Here is a 16,848-nt window from a genome sequence, read left to right as displayed (position 1 = left end):
TTCAATTTGGGTGCATTCACCCCGACACCGCCGATTCCCAGGCCACAATCTTGTTCTTGCCCGTCTGTTTGGCGCGGTAGAGGCATTGATCCGCTCGCTCAAACAGTTCGTCCCGCGTTTCTCCTGGGCGATGCGTCGACAAGCCGATGCTCACCGTGGCACGATTACCGTCGAGTTCCACGTGATGCACGTTGGCAATGTACTCCCGGATCTTCTCCATATTCTGAACAGCCTGCTCATGGGTCACCTCAGGAATGATGACCGCGAACTCCTCCCCGCCGTAGCGCGCAAGGAAGTCGCCGGCTGCGAGGTGCTGCTGGATGGCCTGCGCTGTGCGGCGAAGGATCTCGTCGCCGACCAGGTGGCCGTATTGATCGTTGATTTGTTTGAAGTTGTCGATGTCGATCACGGCGAGGTGCAGCGGGGTATTCGTGCCATCGCTGATCTGAAGCGCGAAGTCGAGATATTCATCGAAGGATTTGCGGTTGTACAGGCCAGTCAGTGCGTCGGTCTTCGCCTCTTTCTCAGACAAAATTTGCCGAACCCAAAGTTCCGTTTGCGTGCGCGTCTGCACGCGCAGTTCGTCCCAGATGCGGAGGCCAAAGCGCAACACAACGTGTGATGCTGCCGTCGTCCACAGCAGAACCAGGCTCCAAAGTGTCAGCTGGCCCAGAGACTGGAGAATGGCCTGGGCACTTGCACTGCTGGACACCTGCATCAACGTCAGCGCCAATTCGGCTGCGAACGCCGCGGCGCCGGCGAGCCAAACTTTCTCAACCCGAAGGTGGAGAATGGACGTCACAATGGGCAACAGGAGCGAGGCGCACAAGGACTCGGCGCCTGGATACGCGGCGATGGCCACGAGCGCGAGCAAGGTGCCGGACGCAATCAGCGTGTTTTCCCTGGACTTAGGATACTTGCGCACCGCCCATTCCGCAGCCCCCTGGATGCAGACCATGGCAAGCGGCGCAAACAGCCAAGCCCGCACGGCGAGTGGCAGCAGATGGGCGCGATGGAGCCACCACTCGCCAGGCACAGACAGCAGGTCTCCGACGAGGAAGAGCGCGACAAACAGCCGATGAATTTGAATGGCGCGCTGTGCACCGTTGCGGAACTCGCGAACATCTTCCGGTAAAGCCACGGCCATCACCACTGTCCATGTTCGACAAGCGCCTCCAAGATCCTGCTTCCCGCCTTCCTGCTGTTCGTGCCGCGTGCGCATCAAGCTCGGCTGAGGGTGAATTCTGCGATGATGCGGCCCACCTCACGCCCCTGCGTGTTGACTACCGCAGGTTCGATGTACGCACCCAGCAATTCGCGCTCCGCGGCTGAGATGGCACCGAGATCGGTCAGCGCCTTCACGGCCACGGGGGGAATCGCGCGCGCGTTTCCGTCTAGCACCTTGATCACCATCGCGAGGCGGAGTCCCGTGTCGATCACGGCCAAAAATCCTTCCGCGCCGCCCTTGGCCACGATGCGGCCGTTGGTCGCGCGCATAAGGTCCGTGTCGAATCGATCCCGGCTTCCGCCCACGAGCTCGGGGTGATGGCCCATGGCGGCTAGAATGCGCTGCATTGCGGCGGCGTGCGGGGCGTGATCGCTGACGAACGAGGCAAACGCGCGCGCCCAGGCCCTGAGCGGCACCGCATGCACCGGAACGCCGCATCCGTCCACGCCGACGCGGATGTCCTCCAGCGGCACGTCCGCGAGTTCGCTCAGCGTGCGAAGGATGGCCTGTTGCAGCGGGTGAGCAAGTTCGGCGTACGTCGATGGATCGGCTCCCGTGGCCCTGCAGTACGCGAGCATGCCCGCGTGCTTGCCGGAGCAGTTGTTGTGAATGGCGGACAGCGCTTCTCCGCGACGCACTATCTCTTCGTACGCCTCTCGGCTGTGCGGGACGTGGATCCCGCAGACGAGGTGCTCAGGCCCAAGACCGATGCTTTGAAGGATTTCGCTCGCCTTTTCGATGTGCATGGGCTCTGAGCTATGCGAGGCACACATCAAGGCCAGGTGGCGGTCGTCAAGCCCAAACGCCTCGAGCGCACCTGACTCGACCACCGGGATGGCTTGAATCGGCTTGCAGGAACTGCGGGCGAACGTGAAGAAGTCGAGATCGCCGTAATGAAAGGCGATCTCGCCCTCCGCATTCGCGATGGCTATCGCGCCCGCGTGCCAGCTTTCGTCGACCGGGCCGCGGGTGACACGGACAAATGGTTTCATGTACGGTCTTCCTTTCTCGCGTTGACGCCGGTGTGCAGCAAGAGTGTATCACACGCGACGGAGATGGTCTTTACGGTCGCGGCGGATTCCATCAAGATGAGAGTAGCTGCGAGCTCCGGCATATGAGGGGGAATGGGAGATGACAAGCGTGCAACGCGTCACGCTGGTGGGGCTCGGCGCCATCGGAGCGAGTTATGGAGAGCGGCTGCTCGCGGCGCCGGGTGTGGATCTGAGGGTGCTCGTGGACGAGGCGCGCAAGCGCCGTTATGAACAAGTGGGCGTTCGCGTGAACGGGCGGCGGATCGACTTTCCGCTTTACGTGCCCGCGCATGCCGTAGAACCGGCAGATCTGGTGCTCTTTTGCGTCAAATATGACGATCTCGCCGGGGCCATCGAGGCGGTGCGAGGCCACGTAGGCCCCAACACGATTTTCATGTCGCTGTTGAACGGAATTGCGAGCGAGGAGGATATCCAGGCGGCGTTCCCTCACCACGTCGTCCTCCACGCCATCAGCGTCGCCATCGACGCGGTGCGCGAGGGGCGCGACGTCACATATTCGACACTGGGCTACATCTCCTTTGGAGACGCTACGGGGCGCCATGCCGACGCCGTGCGCGCGGTCTGCGACGTGTTCAATCGCGCTGGAATCGCCTGTGAGACGCCCGATGATATTCTTCGCACGGTCTGGTGGAAATTTATGATCAACGTGGGGGTAAACCAGGCGTCCGCGGTGCTGCGCGCGCCGTACGGGGTGTTTCAGCAGTCGGAGGACGCGCGCGAGGTGATGCGCATGGCGATGCGCGAAGTCGTGGCGATTGCGCAGAAGCGAGGCATCTCACTCACGGAAGACGATGTGCGGGGCTTCGACGAGATTCTGAACGCCATGTCGCCAAGCGGCAAGACGTCCATGCTTCAGGACGTCGAAGCCGGTCGCCCGACTGAGGTGGAGCAGTTCGCGGGCATGGTAATCCGTCTCGGCGAGCAACTGGGCGTGCCGACGCCCATCAACCGCCTGTTGTATCACGCCATCCGCACCCTCGCGCCACACGAGACCATGCGTCCCGTAAGTGTCTAGGGATGGCGTCGGATGCTACAGGCGTCACCGCCGAGCATCCGCGCCGAAAATCCGCTTGTCACCGGAGTTGGTAGTCCTCCGGCGTCTTCAGCGTGCCGTCGAGTGCCTGCTCGATATCCATTCGGATGGCATCATCGATCCCGGACATGCGGTTGCGGTAAAACTTCCGGCCGACGGCGTAGATCTCCTGGCGCAATGCCTCGTCATCCGGGTGATTCGGCAATTGTTTCAATAGACGATAGTATCTGGTTTCCGCGGAGTCCTGCTTGCGGATGTAAAGGTACAAGAAGTAACATCCGCCGAGCACAATGACGGCGGAGATCAGCCAGTACACGAACTTCATCGTTACACGCCTCCTGAACGCACGACATCACGCTCTCTTCAATAAGTTTACCTCGTCTCACGTCGTGCGATCCCGCCCAGGCGGGAAGTTCGCACAACCGACACAGTCACGTGGACAGGGGCGCGGAGGTGATGGTGACGAGCGTGCCGATGTGCGTATACGCAAACACCTTCGCGGCAGCCGCGTAGGGAAGTTCCACGCAGCCAAGGCTCTGCGGGAAGCCGTACTTCTGGCGGATGAACCCGTGTATCGCGCATCCCTGGTCAAAGTAACTCACGTAGGGCACGCCGGGATCGTCGTACGGCTTGCCGTTCGGATCTTTGCCCTTCATCTCCTGAGAAGCGTACTGCACGTACACCCCATAGGTCCCGTATGGCGTAGGCGCCTGGGGAATGCCCGTGTTGCACAGCGATGTCAGGACGAGTTTGCCGTTGACCCAGAGTTCCAGCTTCTCAGGCAATGAGGTGGAGACGAGGATATAGCTGTAGGGCTCCGCAGGGGCCAGTTCGCCAATGGCCAGAGCTTGGGATAATGCGTGGATGACATCCGGCCCTGCAATTCCATCGACCCCGAGGTGATGCTCGGCTTCAAAGGCCATCACCGCGCCTTCGGTGATGGGCGTGTCTTCGTCGGACGACCAGAGGGAGACCCACGCGTTCGGCTGGTGATACCAAAGTTTCCAATTTCCTTGTAAGGGTTTGAAGGTTTGCGCGCGAGCGCTGGCGGACAGGGCGAGCCGCGCGGCCTGAGCGGACTTTGGCGAGGACGGCGAGAACGTCGCAGGCAGGTACCCTAACATCGCGAGAGATTCGTTGAGCCACATGGCCCTCGGGCCGACATCGCCTACGCCAATGACTACGCCCTGTTTCGTTGGGGTCGATAGCTTGGCCCCATGTCCAGATGTGGCGGGTCCGTGCTTAGCGTTGGAGGGGGACAAAACGTCCTTCTGCGCGAGGTTCTGAAGGCTCTTCCAATCCTGCTGCAGCGAACTCCACGAGGACGGCGGGACGTTCGGCGATGGGAGTGTGGTTTCAACGCTCGTCGCACCGAGCGAAAAGGGCAGTGGACTCAGCCACACGCAAAACGCCAACACCCAAGCGATCCAACGAATCCACCGTGTGCGCATGACCATCTCTCCGTCTTCTTCCGGCGAACACCTGGGCACAACCCACTGTCGTCGACAGAATCTTCTTCCATCCATATATACTCTACCGATTGCCAGCGTCACAAGCTGTCGAACGCTGTAATCGGACTGCGATCATGGTGTATGCGGCTCAACCGGCAACATGCCTTTTACACGCAGCCTTCACGAAATCTTCACGCGATCGCGCCTTGTCATGCGCTCCAACGAGAAGACGATCGAGGACCAGTTCCGGTGACGCGGACCAGGTGCCTTTCATCGGCCGAATGTTTGATGTTGATCACTTCTGTTCCATGGTATAATCGGGAATACCAAGTTTGTGCGGAATGCGGGGGCCTAGTGTGTTGCGCGCATTCACGACGTTCGCGAGAAGCGTGTTGACCATCGTGACCACAGGGATCTTGTTCGCGTTCAGTTTCGAATTGGTCGGCATCGTGGCGTTCCGCTATCTGTATATCCCGCACGGCGCCATGGGACATGACATCGCGCTTGTTCTTCATGTGCTTTTGTCCGCTGTGCTGGCCGCTTGGATGTACCGTCAATTTTTCCACGACCATCTTTGGCGCGCATAAGAAGGGGCAAGCCGCGAGGCTTGCCCCTTTTTCAGGCGGTTTCACGATACCTTGACCACGAGCTTGCCCGTATTGATGCCTGTGAACAGGCCGAGGAATGCCTCGATGGTCCGGTCGAAGCCCTCGATCACGGTTTCGCGGGATTTCAACCGGCCTTCGTTGAACCAGGTCTGGAGCTTTTGGAGTCCTTCCGGGAAGCGAGGGGCGTAGTCGCCGACAATGAACCCCTGCATCTTCGCCTTTCGCGTGAGGAGCAGTGGCCCTGGGCGCGGACCCACGTCCGGTTTGTCGAGGTTGTAGAGCGCAATCTGTCCGCACAAGGAAATGCGCGCGAAGTCGTTGATGCGTTTGAGCACCTCGTCCGAGACTGTGCCCCCGACGTTGTCAAAATACACGTCAACGCCGTCTGGACAAGCCTGTTTCAGATCCTCTGCGAACGTGGGCGACTTGTAATTGACCGCCGCGTCGAAGCCGAGTTCCTCGGTCAAAAAGCGGGCTTTCTCGTCGGACCCGGCAATTCCGACCGCGCGACATCCCAGGATCTTCGCGATTTGGCCTACCACCATGCCGACCGCGCCAGCAGCTCCGGACACGACGACGGTTTCACCCGGCTTCGGGTCACACACGTCAATGAGGCCAAAGTAGGCGGTCAGACCGGTCATGCCCAGGAGTCCGAGCGCCAGCGTCAGGGGTTCGGGCGGCGGATCGAGCTTCTGAACCTTGGCGCCAGGCACGACGGCGTGCGTCTGCCAGCCCGTCTGGGTGAGAACGACGTCCCCCGGGTGGAGATGTTCGGTCTTGGATTCGACGATTTCGCACACGGCGCCGCCCGTGATGGGCTCATTGAGGCGATAGGGAGGCACGTACGACTTCACGTCGTTCATGCGCCCGCGCATGTACGGATCCACCGACAAATACAACGTTTTGACAAGCACTTGGCCCTCATCTAGCGGCGGGAGTTCGACCGTCTCAAATCGAAAACAGTCGAGCGTAGGCGTGCCCTGAGGCCGCTTGGCGAGCACGATGCGCTTGGCGGTGACAGTCATGGGAGCACCTCCGTCCAATTCGACACACCAACCATTGGGGCACAATACGCATGCCCGGACCTCAGTATACACCATGCACAGAGCGGAGGCGAAAGCTGGTGGCATCGCCCGCAGTCGAACTGAAGAACGTCGGCTTCGAAACAGGCGGCCTGTGGCTGCTTCGCGAGGTATCGGCCGAGGTGGACGCCGGAAAAACCGTCGCCATCATCGGTCCGTCGGGCGCTGGGAAGAGCACGCTCATTTCGCTGATCAATCTAATGCGCACGCCGACCGAGGGCGAAATTTGGGTGCTCGGGCGGGAAGTGCGCGCGTGGCCGGTGCGCGAACTCCGGCAGCGGGTGGGCATGGTGTTTCAGTCACCCGTCATCTTTCCAGGCAGCGTGCGGGACAACGTGCTGTTCGGGCTTGAGCTCCATCGCCGCCCTCCCCGGGATGTTGCGGAACTCCTCCACATGGTGGATCTTCCTGCCCATCTCGCGGACCACGCCGCGGAAGACCTCTCGGGCGGCCAGAAGAGCCGCGTCGCGCTTGCGCGCACGCTCGCCATGCAGCCCGACATCCTGTTGCTCGATGAGGTGACCGCAGCGCTCGACGTCCACGCGAAGCGCGAGGTGGAATCGACTCTCCTTCGCTTAAAGCGGGAGCTAGGCAAGACCATGCTGTGGGTCACGCACGATCTCGACCAGGCCCGCCGCGTGGCGGACGAGGTGTGGTTCGTCGCCGGCGGAAGGCTTGTGGAGCGCGGATCGCCAGATCAGCTCTTCAGTGAGCCGCAAAGCGAAGCGCTGAGGTCGTTTTTGGCAGAGGGCGGCGAGGTGAGGTCATGAGTTACGTATCGCTCTCGTTCACTGTATTGTTTGTGGCGCTTTCCATCGCGCTGTCGCTGTGGCTTCGCCTCGGCGTGGCGCGCGACATCGTGATAGCCGCGGTGCGCGCCGCGGTGCAACTCATTGTCATTGGCTACATTCTAAAACTCGTGTTTGCATCCCACCGGCTGATCTTCATCCTCCTCATGGTAGCCCTCATCATCGCGGTCGCCGCCTGGAACGCGCGCGGGCGAGCCAAGGGCATCCCGGGCGCTTTCTGGCGAATTGCGCTCGGGCTCGTCGTCACGGAGATCCTCACCCAGGCGGTGCTCGTGGGCTTCGGCGTGATCCCGTTCCAGGCGCGCTACGTCATCACGACGTCCGGGATGATTGTCGGGAACTCCATGGTCGCGGCGGGCCTCTTGATGAATCGGCTGCGGCGTGAGGTGGAGAGCGGCCGCGGCGAGATCATGGCCATTCTGGCGCTCGGCGGAACGCCCCGGCAGGCGATGTACCCGCGGCTCGTGCAGGCCATCCGCGCCGGCATGATCCCGACCATCGACTCCACGAAGACGACGGGACTCGTGCAGCTGCCCGGCATGATGACCGGCCAGATCATCGCGGGCCAGGATCCCGTACAGGCGGTCAGGTACCAGCTCATGATTTTGTTCTGCATCCTGGCGGGATCGGCCGTGACAAGCATTGTGATTGGGTTTCTGACGTACCCGACGCTGTTCAACCGGTATCAGCAGCTGCGGGAGGACGTGTTGACGTGAAGCTCGGCATCGTGGGCGCGGGGGTTGCGGGGCTCGCCGCCGCTCTGGCTTGCACCCGCGCGGGCGTCGCGTATGACCTGCTCGATCGCGCCACACAGCCGCTCGAGGGCGGGGTGGCGCTGACGCTGTGGCCGAACGCGCTTCGGGCTCTGCGCGATCTCGGCGTGGACGTGCGCGGCGCGGGGTGGGCGGCAATCGAGGAGGGCGACATTGCCGACATGCGCGGGCGCGCGCTGTATCGGCTGCCGCTCTCGTGGATGGAGGCGCGGTTTGGCTTTTTGCCCGTGTGCGTGCGCCGCTCAGATCTGCTTCGGCAGATGCACAGTGCGGCGGGGAGCCCGCGCATCGAGCGGTGCGAGGTGCGCCGCGTCGCGGCCGCCGAAGGGCGGGTAGGCGTGGAAACGGATGCGGGGATCCGGTCCTACGACGGCCTGCTTCTCGCGGATGGCATTCGGGGCACCGCTCGGAACTCGATCGTGCAGGCGCGCACGCGCGCGACCCACTACGTGGCCTGGCGCGGCATCGCGCATGGCGTGGATGTTGGGCGCAGGATGCGGGAGATCTGGGGGCGCGGCTTTCGGTTTGGTTACGCCGCGATGGGCGCGGGGGACGTGTACTGGTTTTCGACCGTCAATCGCAGACAACTGGGGCGCGCGGGCGGTGCGCCCGAGGCGTGGCGCATCCTCACCGCTCTTGCCGCTCAAAGCCCGCCGGAGGTGGCGAGGTTGATGGCGGCTACGCCGACGGAGGGGGTCTACGCGCACGCTATCGACGATCTCGTCCCCGGCCTGCCCCTCGCCGTGGGCCGGATTGCCCTTCTCGGGGACACCGCGCACGCCATCACGCCAAACCTCGGCTTTGGGGGCGGGCTTGCACTCGAGGACGGCGCGGCGCTCATGCGGGCGCTTGTCGCCCACCGGGTCGCGGAGGAGCCTGGCGCGCTGGCGGCGGCGTTTCAGGCTTACGCTGAAGTGCGGAGACGGCGCGTAGCGCGGATGGCGCAGGTCACCCGCTGGCTCGGCGATGTCATGCAGTGGGAAGGGAAGGCCGCGTACGCGCGGGACACCCTGTTTCGCTGGATGGCGCCGCTCGGCGACAGGCTGGTGTGGACGTGGATGTTGGGTGGGTGACGCGTCAAGGGCCCGGCGGCCGGGCCTCCGCTGTGCGGCAGCCGAAGTAGATTCGGAGCACCGTCCGCACATCACGGTATCCGCGGCCGGCGCTTTATGTTAACCTAGTATCATCATGAGGTTGACGATGGGAGCGATGGCCGTGATCGATCTGCGCGTGTATCCCAGCCGATGGGCGTCTCTCGCCCAGCGCGTCCTCGACGGTCGAGCCGTGACGCGCCAAGAAGCCCTCGACATTCTGCGCTCGAGCGACGACGAACTCCTGGATCTCCTCGCCGCCGCCTTCCTGATCCGCATGCGCTACTTCGGCAGGAAGGTCAAGCTCAACATGATTATCAACGCCAAGTCGAAGATGTGCCCCGAGGACTGCGCGTACTGCTCTCAGTCCGCCATCTCCAAGGCCCCAGTGGCCAAGTATCCGCTGGTCTCGAAAGAGGACATCATCGCTGGCGCGCGCGAAGCCGAGCGCCGCAAGGCCGGCACCTATTGCATTGTCATCAGCGGCAGGCGGCCGTCGGATCGGGAGGTTGAGCGCATCGCCGAGGCCGTGGAGGAAATCCGGGCCACCACGAGACTCAAGATCTGCTGCTGCCTCGGGCTCCTGACGCCCGGCCAGGCGGAGAGGCTCGCCCGGGCCGGGGTGCACCGCTACAATCACAACTTGAACACGAGCCGAGATCGATATGCCGACATCTGCACCACCCACACCTATGACGATCGCGTCCAGACCCTGGAGCGCGTGAAAGAGGCGGGCATCTCGCCGTGTTCGGGGGTCATCTTCGGCATGGGCGAATCGGATGAAGAGGCAGTGGACATGGCGTTTGCGCTGAAGGAGTTGGACGCCGACTCTATCCCGTGCAACTTCCTGAATCCCATCCCGGGCACGCCGCTCGAAGGCATGGAGACCCTGAATCCGCGGCGGTGCCTGAAGCTTCTCTGCATGATGCGCTTCGTGAATCCGTCGAAGGAGATCCGCATCGCGGGCGGGCGCGAACGCAACCTGCGCAGCCTGCAGGTGCTTGGCCTGTACCCGGCCAACTCCATCTTCGTCGGGGACTATCTGACGACGCCCGGGCAGGCGCCGACGGAGGACTGGGCGATGATTGAAGACCTCGGGTTTGAGATTGAAGAATGCGCGTTGTAGGTCGGAGGACGTTGTGCGCGTTCCACGCGAACACGGGGCCCGGGCTAGCGCTCGGCAAGCCCGGACCCGCAAGGGTTCAGGTGGGGGCGAACATCGCGCGGAGCGCCACTTTATCGACCTTGCCCGCGCTCGTGAGCGGGAGATCCTGCACGATGTGAATCGCGTCCGGGAGCCAGAAGCGCGCTAGGCGCCCGTCCTCCACCGCCTTCGCCAGGTGCGCCTCGACCGCCGATGCGTCGAGCTGCTCATCTGCGGCAAGGATGGCCACGGGCCGCTCTCCCCAGCGCTCGTCCGGGCGCCCGATCATGGCAGCCATCCGCACGCCGTGGATTTCTGAGATCACCGATTCAATCACGCTTGGAATGATCCATTCGCCGCCGCTCTTGACGGCATCCTTGACGCGATCGACGACCGAGAAGGTGCAATCCGGGTGTGCGACAGCGAGATCGCCCGTGCGAAACCAGCCATCCACGTAGGCCTGTTGTGTCGCGGCCTCGTCGTCCACATAGCCATCCGGAAGCCAGGGGCTTTCTACCCACAGTTCGCCCACCGAGTGGCCGTCCGCGGGCAGCGCGCCGCCGTCTTGGCCGCGGATGGACATCCGCACCATGGGAATCGGGGCGAGCCGACTCGAGAGCGCCTCGAGATTCTCCCGTGAGCCCGGGACGTGCGCGCTCACCGTCATGGCTGCGCAGAGCTGGTCCGATCCGCCGTAGATCACGGAGTAGCGGACGCCCGCTTCGTAAGCCCGCGAGGCAAGGCCCATGGGCAACTGCGATCCGCCGGTCAAGACCTTGAGCCGAAGCGCGTTTTCGCCCTCATTGCGCATGGCGTCGAGCAACATCAGGAGTTGGGTCGGCACCATGTTCGACCAGGTGACGCCTTCCGATTGAACGAGTCGGATCTGTTCTGCGGGCGTCGCTTTGCCCGGCAGGACCAGTTTCAGGCCGAGGTAGGGCGCGAAGATGGGCGTGCCCCAGGCGTGGATGTGGAAGAATGGGATGAGAGGCATCACCACGTCGTCTGCCGTGAGTTTCGCGCCCGTCTCATGCACGGCGAGATGGTGCGCAATTTGCAACGGCGCCTGAACGATGTCGCGGTGGCGGTAGCGCATGGCCTTCGGGCGGCCGGTGGTGCCCGTGGTGTGAAGCAGCGAATACGGATCTGCGTCGGTCACGCCTGGATCAGGGGTCGAAGTTGCTTCCTCTCCAGATAACAGATCTTCGTAGTGGAAATCGGCGTGCGAATCTGTGGAATCGCTTGCATCGGCGGTGCCAAGCCATACGATATGACATACGTGTGGTCGCAGCGCTTCGGCTGTCGGACGCAATGCGCGACCGGCGAAGAGGATGCGGTCTTGTCCTTGCCGCACTGTGTGCACAAGGTGATGGAGAGGCAAGCGAAAGTTGAGCGGGTGAGCGATGGCGCCCAGCAAGCTTGCTGCGTACTGCAGTTCAAACGCCTGATGCGAATTGACATCAAGAATGCCCAATACCTCTCCGCGCCTGATGCCCATTCGGCGCAAGGCGCGTGCCGCCTTCACCACTCGCTCCCAGGACTCTGCATAAGTGAGTCTCACGTCCCCGCTCACGATCTCCTTGTTGCCGTGGTGCCACGCGGCGTCGAACAGGATTTCGTGAATGACACCCCGGCGCATCTCACATCCACCCCCAAACGGACGAATCATAGAACGCCCAGGACGGATACTCCTGGCCATCCAGGAAGTGAGACAGGTACAGCTGTCCCAGCTTCTCGTACCGTTCCCCTGCGGTTTCGGCCAGCCGGTACAGGCTCGCCGCCTGCGCGAGATCTGCCACGGTGCGCAGAACCGACTTCGATTGCCACTCCGCCTCAGGGCGGGGCAGCGCGCGCAACGCCGCGACCTCCTGGCGCACGCGCTTCACGGCATCGTTCCCTCCCGGTACGCCGCGGCCCAAAAGTGGTGCCGCGATGCGGTCGATCACGTCGTCCACACTGCCGAGTTTCATTAAAGTCTCCAGGAAATCCAGTGCCTGAATGTTGCTCGGCCCTTCCCAAATCGGCGTGATGAGGGCTTCGCGGTGCCAGCGGGCGATGGCGTACTCCTCCAGAAAACCGAGGCCGCCAAACAGCTCCATGGCCATCGCGGTGAGGTGAGCCGCGTGATCCGCCGTGCGCGTTTTGGCCAGATGGGTGTACAGCCGCGCAAGATGGTACTTCGGGCTGTACGGCGGGCGCTCCTGCCACGCCTGATCAAACAGGTCAATGGCCTGAAAGGTGAGCGCGAGCCCGCCGGCGTGGCGGACGGCAAAGTCGGTGAGATCGCGCCGGATGAGGGCGTGATCGCGCAGGGCATGGCCGAAGCTGCGACGGTGGCGGACGCGCTGCATGACTTCGAGCAGGGCCTTCTGCACGATGCCCATGGCACCAGCGGCATTGGCCAGCCGGGAGACGGTCAGGTTTTCGAGCGTGTAATAAATGCCGAGATGTTTGTCGCCGATGAGAAAGGCCTCGGTGTCGGCGAATTCCACTTCGCCGGAGGGCACGGCGCGCGTTGCGCTCTTGTCTTTGAGTCGGCGCACGTGGAAATTGAGGTTCCCATCCTTGCGCAGCCGCGGCACGAGAAAAAGGGCGAGCCCTTTGGGGCCGCTCGGCGCGCCCTCGGGCCTCGCCGTCGCGATGGCGTAGTCGGTGAGGCCGGCCCCGCTCGCGAAGTACTTGTCTCCCGAGAGCCGCCACACCTCGCCGTCGAAGCGGGCCGTGGTCTGATTGGCGCCGAGATCGCTCCCGCCCTGGACTTCGGTCATCCACGTGGCGCCAAACGCCCGGCCGGAGAGGAGCGCTTCCTTCCACTCCGCGAATTCCGGCGCATACTTGTGAATCGCATACGCCACCTGGTTCGTGATGGTCAGGACGCAATACAGGCCGGGATCGCCGATGAGGTAGCCGTACGCGAAATGGTGATGCCAGGAATCGCCTTCGTAGGGCGGACGGTTGATGAAGGCAAGCGCTTTCAGTAAGGCGAGGTGGGAGGGGGAGAGGCGGGCGCGGTCGATCCGCTTGCCGTCGAGATTGTGCTGGACGAGGACGGGTGGGGCGTCGTGATCGACGTGGTACACCGTCTCGTACACTTCGCGGCCGGCGATGGCGCCGAAACGGGTGAGATCGGCCTCGTGCGCCTCGAATTGCGGCCAGAAGTGGCGCAGTATGTCCTGGAGCACAATATCCTGGGAGAAGTGGTTGGTGCCGTAGGCGTACGACAGCGCGCGCATCAATCGTCACACCCTTTCTGATGAGCCTGTCTCAACTTTTCGTCCAGCGCTTGTTGGAGGCGGCTCCGCATCGCGACGAGCTCGTCGCGAAGGGCCTCCAGTTCGGAGATCTGGAGTTCCACTTGGCGCAGTTTTTCGTCGCCTCGCCGAATGACTTCGCGCAGCTGCGTGATTTCGGTCGGATCGGCGTCGTACAGGTCCAGCATCTCGGCGATCTCGGGCAGGCTAAATCCCAGGCGGCGCCCGCGCAGGATGAGTTGCAGGCGGACGCGATCCCGCTCGCTGTAGAGGCGCTTTGCGCCTCGGCGCACGGGATTCAGCAGGCCCACGTCCTCGTAATGGCGCAGGGTGCGCGGCGTGATGTCGAACATGTCGGCGAGATCGCGAATGGTGTAGTACTGGCGGCGCATGAGCATGCACCTCGCCGCGAGATGACGCGAATTCGAGCTTAATATACTGAAAAATTACGTGAGCGTCAATGCGCAACTTGTCATGATGTCATCATAATGACATGTCTAAGGTTTGGACGGTTGTCGGGACTTCGATAGCGTATGTGTGGCTGTTGCTCCTGGTGGGGGTTCCGTTCGCCGCGGTCCTCGTAGGCGCCTTGGCCGGAGGCTGGGGCCCATTTTGGCAGAGCGTGACCTCGCAGGAGGCGCTCTTCGCGCTTCGAATGACGGGTGAAATCACCGGGGTGACTCTGCTTGCCAACCTGGTGCTCGGCCTTCCTATGGCGTTTTGGATTGCCAGACGCGCACCAGGTTGGTGGATGGTGCAGTGGCTGGTGGAACTACCGCTGTCCGTATCTCCGGTCGTCGCGGGGTTGGCACTCATCGTCGTGTATGGGCCGAACGCGCTCGTCGGGGCATTCCTGTTGCACATCCATGTGAAGGTTGCATTTGCCTTTCCGGGTATGGTGCTCGCGACCATCTTCGTGACGCTTCCCTTCATCGTGCATGAAACCGTGCCAGCCATTTGCGCCATCGGTGATACGCAAGAACAGGCTGCGTACGTGCTCGGCGCATCGCCGTGGCGGACGTTGTGGCGCGTGTGGCTGCCCCAATTGAAGTGGAGCATCTTGTACGGATTGGCCCTCACCACGGCCCGTTCATTGGGTCAATTTGGGGCGGTGCTCGTGGTGTCTGGCAGCATCGTCATGGTGACCGAGACCGCGACGCTGTTCGTGTATCAGGCCTCCGTCAACAACGAAATGCAGGCTGCCTATGCGGTGTCCGCCCTTTTGGCGCTGGCCTCGTTTGCACTCATCCTGTTGTTGCAATTCCTGAAGCGTGCAGGGGGGAGGAACCTGCGTGACCATTGAGTTCGTCGGCGTTGAAAAAATCTACCCAGGCGGCGCGCGATCCGTCCGAGGGGTCTCCTTCCAAATTCGCGAGGGAGAGATGGTGGGACTGCTGGGTCCGAGCGGAAGCGGAAAGACCACCATCCTGCGCATCATCGCGGGACTCGAACGTCCAACCAAGGGCGATGTGTGGATTGGGGGCAAGCGGGTCACGGATCTGCCCCCTCAAAAGCGAAATGTGGGGCTCGTGTTTCAGAACTACGCGCTGTTTCAGCACATGACCGTTTATGACAACGTATCCTTTGGCCTCAGGGAAAACCGGTTCCGAAGGACGAGATGGACGCGCGCGTAAGGGAACTCCTTCGGTTCATGCGGCTGGAGTCGTATGCGAATCGCTTTCCGCACGAGCTTTCGGGAGGGCAGCAGCAGCGCGTGGCCTTGGCGCGGGCACTGGCTCCTCGCCCGCAGGTGCTCCTCTTTGACGAACCGTTCGCCGCCATTGACACCCAGATTCGGCGTGAACTGAGGACGTTTGTCCGCCAGGTCCACGATGAAATGGGCGTGACGAGCGTATTTGTCACACACGATCAGGAGGAGGCGCTGGAAGTGGCGGACCGGGTGCTCGTCCTGCACGAGGGGAACGTCGAACAGTTCGGGACGCCGGAAGAGGTTTATGAAAAGCCTGGGACGCTTTTCGTGGCCTCCTTTATCGGGGAGTCCAACGTGTTGACGCGCGCCGTGCAAAACGGCCGAATCGAGGTGGCGGGCGCGGCTCTGCCCGTCGATCCCGCCGTGTCTGATGGTTCGGAGGTGGCCGTGGTGGTGCGCCCCAAGGATGTCGAGCTTCAGCCTGCGAGCGAACGCGAAGCGCACGCGCAGGTGGTGCGATCCGCCTTCAAAGGCTCGTACAGCGCGTGCTGGATTCGCACGAACGATGGCGAAGTGTGGGAAGTTCACGTCCCGAACGCGGATCGCCATCGCTGGTCCCCGGGCGCGTGGGTGCACATGAACGTGACGAGGTGGTTTATCTTTCCGCGCTGAGCTTCCAGGCTTCCAAGTGTCAGGCGAGATCGGCAGGTCGCTCTCAGGGCCGCGTTGGCCCTGCACCTGGCACCGAGGCGATTACACCATGCCTGCGGCTTCCTGGAGCTCCATGGCGTGCATGAGGTTGGCGAAGATTTGCACCGTGGTGACGGCGCCCACGCCGCCGGGCGTTGGCGTGTAGGCCTTCGTCTTCGCCGCGGCTTCCGGCGCGAGATCGCCCTGCACGTCTCCGTTTTCCCCTTGCGAGATACCCACATCGACGACGGTCAGGCCCTCGTGCACCATGTCAGGGCCGAGCAGGCCGCCTTTTCCCACTGCAACGATGGCAATTTCGCTGTCGCGCAAATGGGCGCGGACATCGCGCGTGTGCTCGTGGCACGCGGCCACGGTCGCGCCTTCGGCGATGAGCAGGTGCAAGAGCGGCATGCCGACGGTCTGACCGCAGCCGACGAGCGTGACGTCGGCACCTTTGAGCTCGTAGCCATAGTGTTTGAGCAGGCGGATGCACGCGAGCGGCGTCGCGGGGTAGAGTGCGGCTTCCGGCGTCGGCTTGGCGAAGGAGTGGCACGGCGACAGTCCGTCCACATCCTTCAAGGCGTGAATCGCGCCCACCACGCGCTGCACGTCGACCGAAGGCGCGAGCGGCATCTCAATCATGATGCCGTGGACGGACGGATCGTCGTTCAGCGCCTGAATTTCGCGCACAATCGCCTCCGTCTCGCACTGTTGCGGCAGCTCGATCACGTCGCACTGGATGCCGAGCCGCTCCGCGATGCGCTTCTTTTGGTTGGCGTACACGCTCGCGGCGTGATCGTCATTGGCGAGCAGGGTCACGAGTTTCGGCTGCACGCCGCGCGACTTCCAGGTCTCCACGGTCTTCCTGACATCGTGGGACAACGCTTTGGCGACGGGACGGCCAAGCAACGGTTTCGGCATGGCGGACAACCTCCTGGGATTAGCATTGGTAACGAGCGGGTCGGTTAGCCGGCGTTGGCCTCTC

Annotated in this window: 18 protein-coding genes; 9 read left to right on the top strand and 9 right to left on the bottom strand. The window is 62.8% G+C overall.

Translation table 11 applies throughout. The features are described from left to right. Nucleotides 1-16: 16 nt before the first annotated feature. Together TC41_RS14835 and TC41_RS14830 are read right to left on the bottom strand one after the other, a co-directional pair. Nucleotides 17-1,147: a GGDEF domain-containing protein gene (locus tag TC41_RS14835; RefSeq protein WP_148260284.1), complete on the bottom strand. Its 1,131-nt coding sequence runs from the start codon at nt 1,145-1,147 to the stop codon at nt 17-19. A 74-nt stretch (nt 1,148-1,221) separates the two neighbouring features. Continuing rightward, nucleotides 1,222-2,220 (bottom strand): asparaginase, encoded by a 999-nt coding sequence (locus TC41_RS14830; RefSeq protein WP_014465886.1) that lies wholly within the window; start codon nt 2,218-2,220, stop codon nt 1,222-1,224. Nucleotides 2,221-2,359: 139 nt separating this feature from the next. Between TC41_RS14830 and TC41_RS14825 the strand changes: the two genes are divergently transcribed. After that, entirely contained in the window at nt 2,360-3,295 is a 936-nt protein-coding gene (locus TC41_RS14825; RefSeq protein WP_014465884.1) for a ketopantoate reductase family protein, read from the top strand. Nucleotides 3,296-3,353: 58 nt separating this feature from the next. Here TC41_RS14825 and TC41_RS14820 read toward each other — a convergent pair whose 3' ends face one another. Then, on the bottom strand, nt 3,354-3,638 hold the full coding sequence (locus TC41_RS14820) for a hypothetical protein (RefSeq protein WP_014465883.1): 285 nt from the start codon (nt 3,636-3,638) through the stop codon (nt 3,354-3,356). 106 nt (nt 3,639-3,744) lie between these two features. Then, entirely contained in the window at nt 3,745-4,764 is a 1,020-nt protein-coding gene (locus TC41_RS14815; protein WP_041695968.1) for a L,D-transpeptidase family protein, read from the bottom strand. Nucleotides 4,765-5,153: 389 nt separating this feature from the next. Between TC41_RS14815 and TC41_RS14810 the strand changes: the two genes are divergently transcribed. Further along, nucleotides 5,154-5,351: a hypothetical protein gene (locus tag TC41_RS14810; protein ID WP_237699975.1), complete on the top strand. Its 198-nt coding sequence runs from the start codon at nt 5,154-5,156 to the stop codon at nt 5,349-5,351. A 41-nt stretch (nt 5,352-5,392) separates the two neighbouring features. Here TC41_RS14810 and TC41_RS14805 read toward each other — a convergent pair whose 3' ends face one another. Next, a complete protein-coding gene (locus tag TC41_RS14805) occupies nt 5,393-6,397 on the bottom strand; it encodes an NADP-dependent oxidoreductase (protein ID WP_014465880.1) in 1,005 nt (334 codons plus the stop codon). Between the two features lie 98 nt (nt 6,398-6,495). Between TC41_RS14805 and TC41_RS14800 the strand changes: the two genes are divergently transcribed. The 4 genes from TC41_RS14800 (at nt 6,496) to bioB (ending at nt 10,253) form a co-directional block, all read left to right on the top strand. After that, complete coding sequence (locus TC41_RS14800; protein ID WP_014465879.1) at nt 6,496-7,224, top strand: ABC transporter ATP-binding protein; 729 nt, start codon at nt 6,496-6,498, stop codon at nt 7,222-7,224. Continuing rightward, the gene (locus TC41_RS14795) at nt 7,221-7,979 is read left to right on the top strand and encodes an ABC transporter permease (protein WP_014465878.1); all 759 of its coding nucleotides are present in this window, start codon (nt 7,221-7,223) and stop codon (nt 7,977-7,979) included. Before TC41_RS14800 ends, TC41_RS14795 begins: the two co-directional genes overlap by 4 nt. Further along, a complete protein-coding gene (locus TC41_RS14790) occupies nt 7,976-9,109 on the top strand; it encodes an FAD-dependent monooxygenase (RefSeq protein WP_014465877.1) in 1,134 nt (377 codons plus the stop codon). Before TC41_RS14795 ends, TC41_RS14790 begins: the two co-directional genes overlap by 4 nt. A gap of 115 nt (nt 9,110-9,224) precedes the next feature. Continuing rightward, nucleotides 9,225-10,253, top strand: a complete 1,029-nt coding sequence (bioB, locus tag TC41_RS14785) for a biotin synthase BioB (RefSeq protein ID WP_374952857.1) — start codon at nt 9,225-9,227, stop codon at nt 10,251-10,253. A 76-nt stretch (nt 10,254-10,329) separates the two neighbouring features. Here bioB and TC41_RS14780 read toward each other — a convergent pair whose 3' ends face one another. Genes TC41_RS14780 through TC41_RS14770 form a run of 3 tightly spaced genes read right to left on the bottom strand, consistent with a single transcriptional unit; the run spans nt 10,330 to nt 13,914 of the window. Beyond that, complete coding sequence (locus TC41_RS14780; protein WP_014465875.1) at nt 10,330-11,910, bottom strand: AMP-binding protein; 1,581 nt, start codon at nt 11,908-11,910, stop codon at nt 10,330-10,332. Nucleotide 11,911: 1 nt separating this feature from the next. After that, a complete protein-coding gene (locus TC41_RS14775; protein ID WP_014465874.1) occupies nt 11,912-13,504 on the bottom strand; it encodes an acyl-CoA dehydrogenase family protein in 1,593 nt (530 codons plus the stop codon). Then, nucleotides 13,504-13,914, bottom strand: coding sequence for a MerR family transcriptional regulator (locus TC41_RS14770; protein ID WP_041695543.1), 411 nt, complete (start codon nt 13,912-13,914; stop codon nt 13,504-13,506). The genes TC41_RS14775 and TC41_RS14770 overlap by 1 nt, the downstream gene beginning before the upstream one ends. 101 nt (nt 13,915-14,015) lie before the next feature. Here TC41_RS14770 and TC41_RS14765 point away from each other — a divergent pair, with 101 nt between their 5' ends. From TC41_RS14765 to TC41_RS14760, 3 genes are read left to right on the top strand one after another with little or no spacing between them, the layout of a single operon-like run. After that, the gene (locus tag TC41_RS14765) at nt 14,016-14,825 is read left to right on the top strand and encodes an ABC transporter permease subunit (protein WP_041695542.1); all 810 of its coding nucleotides are present in this window, start codon (nt 14,016-14,018) and stop codon (nt 14,823-14,825) included. Continuing rightward, on the top strand, nt 14,815-15,156 hold the full coding sequence (locus TC41_RS16975; RefSeq protein ID WP_014465871.1) for an ATP-binding cassette domain-containing protein: 342 nt from the start codon (nt 14,815-14,817) through the stop codon (nt 15,154-15,156). The genes TC41_RS14765 and TC41_RS16975 overlap by 11 nt, the downstream gene beginning before the upstream one ends. Nucleotides 15,157-15,173: 17 nt before the next feature. Further along, nucleotides 15,174-15,845, top strand: coding sequence for an ABC transporter ATP-binding protein (locus TC41_RS14760; protein ID WP_237699974.1), 672 nt, complete (start codon nt 15,174-15,176; stop codon nt 15,843-15,845). A gap of 81 nt (nt 15,846-15,926) precedes the next feature. Here the strand turns inward: TC41_RS14760 and TC41_RS14755 are convergent, their stop codons facing one another. Next, complete coding sequence (locus tag TC41_RS14755; RefSeq protein ID WP_014465869.1) at nt 15,927-16,784, bottom strand: bifunctional 5,10-methylenetetrahydrofolate dehydrogenase/5,10-methenyltetrahydrofolate cyclohydrolase; 858 nt, start codon at nt 16,782-16,784, stop codon at nt 15,927-15,929. Nucleotides 16,785-16,848: the final 64 nt, after the last annotated feature.

Source organism: Alicyclobacillus acidocaldarius subsp. acidocaldarius Tc-4-1 (assembly GCF_000219875.1).
Classification (GTDB): domain Bacteria; phylum Bacillota; class Bacilli; order Alicyclobacillales; family Alicyclobacillaceae; genus Alicyclobacillus; species Alicyclobacillus acidocaldarius_A.
The sequence above is the reverse complement of the archived record's forward strand: the minus strand, read 5'-3'. Positions and strand labels throughout refer to the sequence as shown.

Coding starts and splice junctions, on each gene's coding strand:
- TC41_RS14795 (WP_014465878.1), top strand. CDS start 7,221: ATGAGTTACGTATCGCTCTCGTTCACTGTATTGTTTGTGGCGCTTTCC.
- TC41_RS14835 (WP_148260284.1), bottom strand. CDS start 1,147: ATGGCCGTGGCTTTACCGGAAGATGTTCGCGAGTTCCGCAACGGTGCA.
- TC41_RS14780 (WP_014465875.1), bottom strand. CDS start 11,910: ATGCGCCGGGGTGTCATTCACGAAATCCTGTTCGACGCCGCGTGGCAC.
- TC41_RS14805 (WP_014465880.1), bottom strand. CDS start 6,397: ATGACTGTCACCGCCAAGCGCATCGTGCTCGCCAAGCGGCCTCAGGGC.
- TC41_RS14815 (WP_041695968.1), bottom strand. CDS start 4,764: ATGCGCACACGGTGGATTCGTTGGATCGCTTGGGTGTTGGCGTTTTGC.
- TC41_RS14765 (WP_041695542.1), top strand. CDS start 14,016: ATGTCTAAGGTTTGGACGGTTGTCGGGACTTCGATAGCGTATGTGTGG.
- TC41_RS14825 (WP_014465884.1), top strand. CDS start 2,360: ATGACAAGCGTGCAACGCGTCACGCTGGTGGGGCTCGGCGCCATCGGA.
- TC41_RS14755 (WP_014465869.1), bottom strand. CDS start 16,784: ATGCCGAAACCGTTGCTTGGCCGTCCCGTCGCCAAAGCGTTGTCCCAC.
- TC41_RS14830 (WP_014465886.1), bottom strand. CDS start 2,220: ATGAAACCATTTGTCCGTGTCACCCGCGGCCCGGTCGACGAAAGCTGG.
- TC41_RS14775 (WP_014465874.1), bottom strand. CDS start 13,504: ATGCGCGCGCTGTCGTACGCCTACGGCACCAACCACTTCTCCCAGGAT.
- bioB (WP_374952857.1), top strand. CDS start 9,225: ATGAGGTTGACGATGGGAGCGATGGCCGTGATCGATCTGCGCGTGTAT.
- TC41_RS14760 (WP_237699974.1), top strand. CDS start 15,174: ATGCGGCTGGAGTCGTATGCGAATCGCTTTCCGCACGAGCTTTCGGGA.
- TC41_RS14820 (WP_014465883.1), bottom strand. CDS start 3,638: ATGAAGTTCGTGTACTGGCTGATCTCCGCCGTCATTGTGCTCGGCGGA.
- TC41_RS14770 (WP_041695543.1), bottom strand. CDS start 13,914: ATGCGCCGCCAGTACTACACCATTCGCGATCTCGCCGACATGTTCGAC.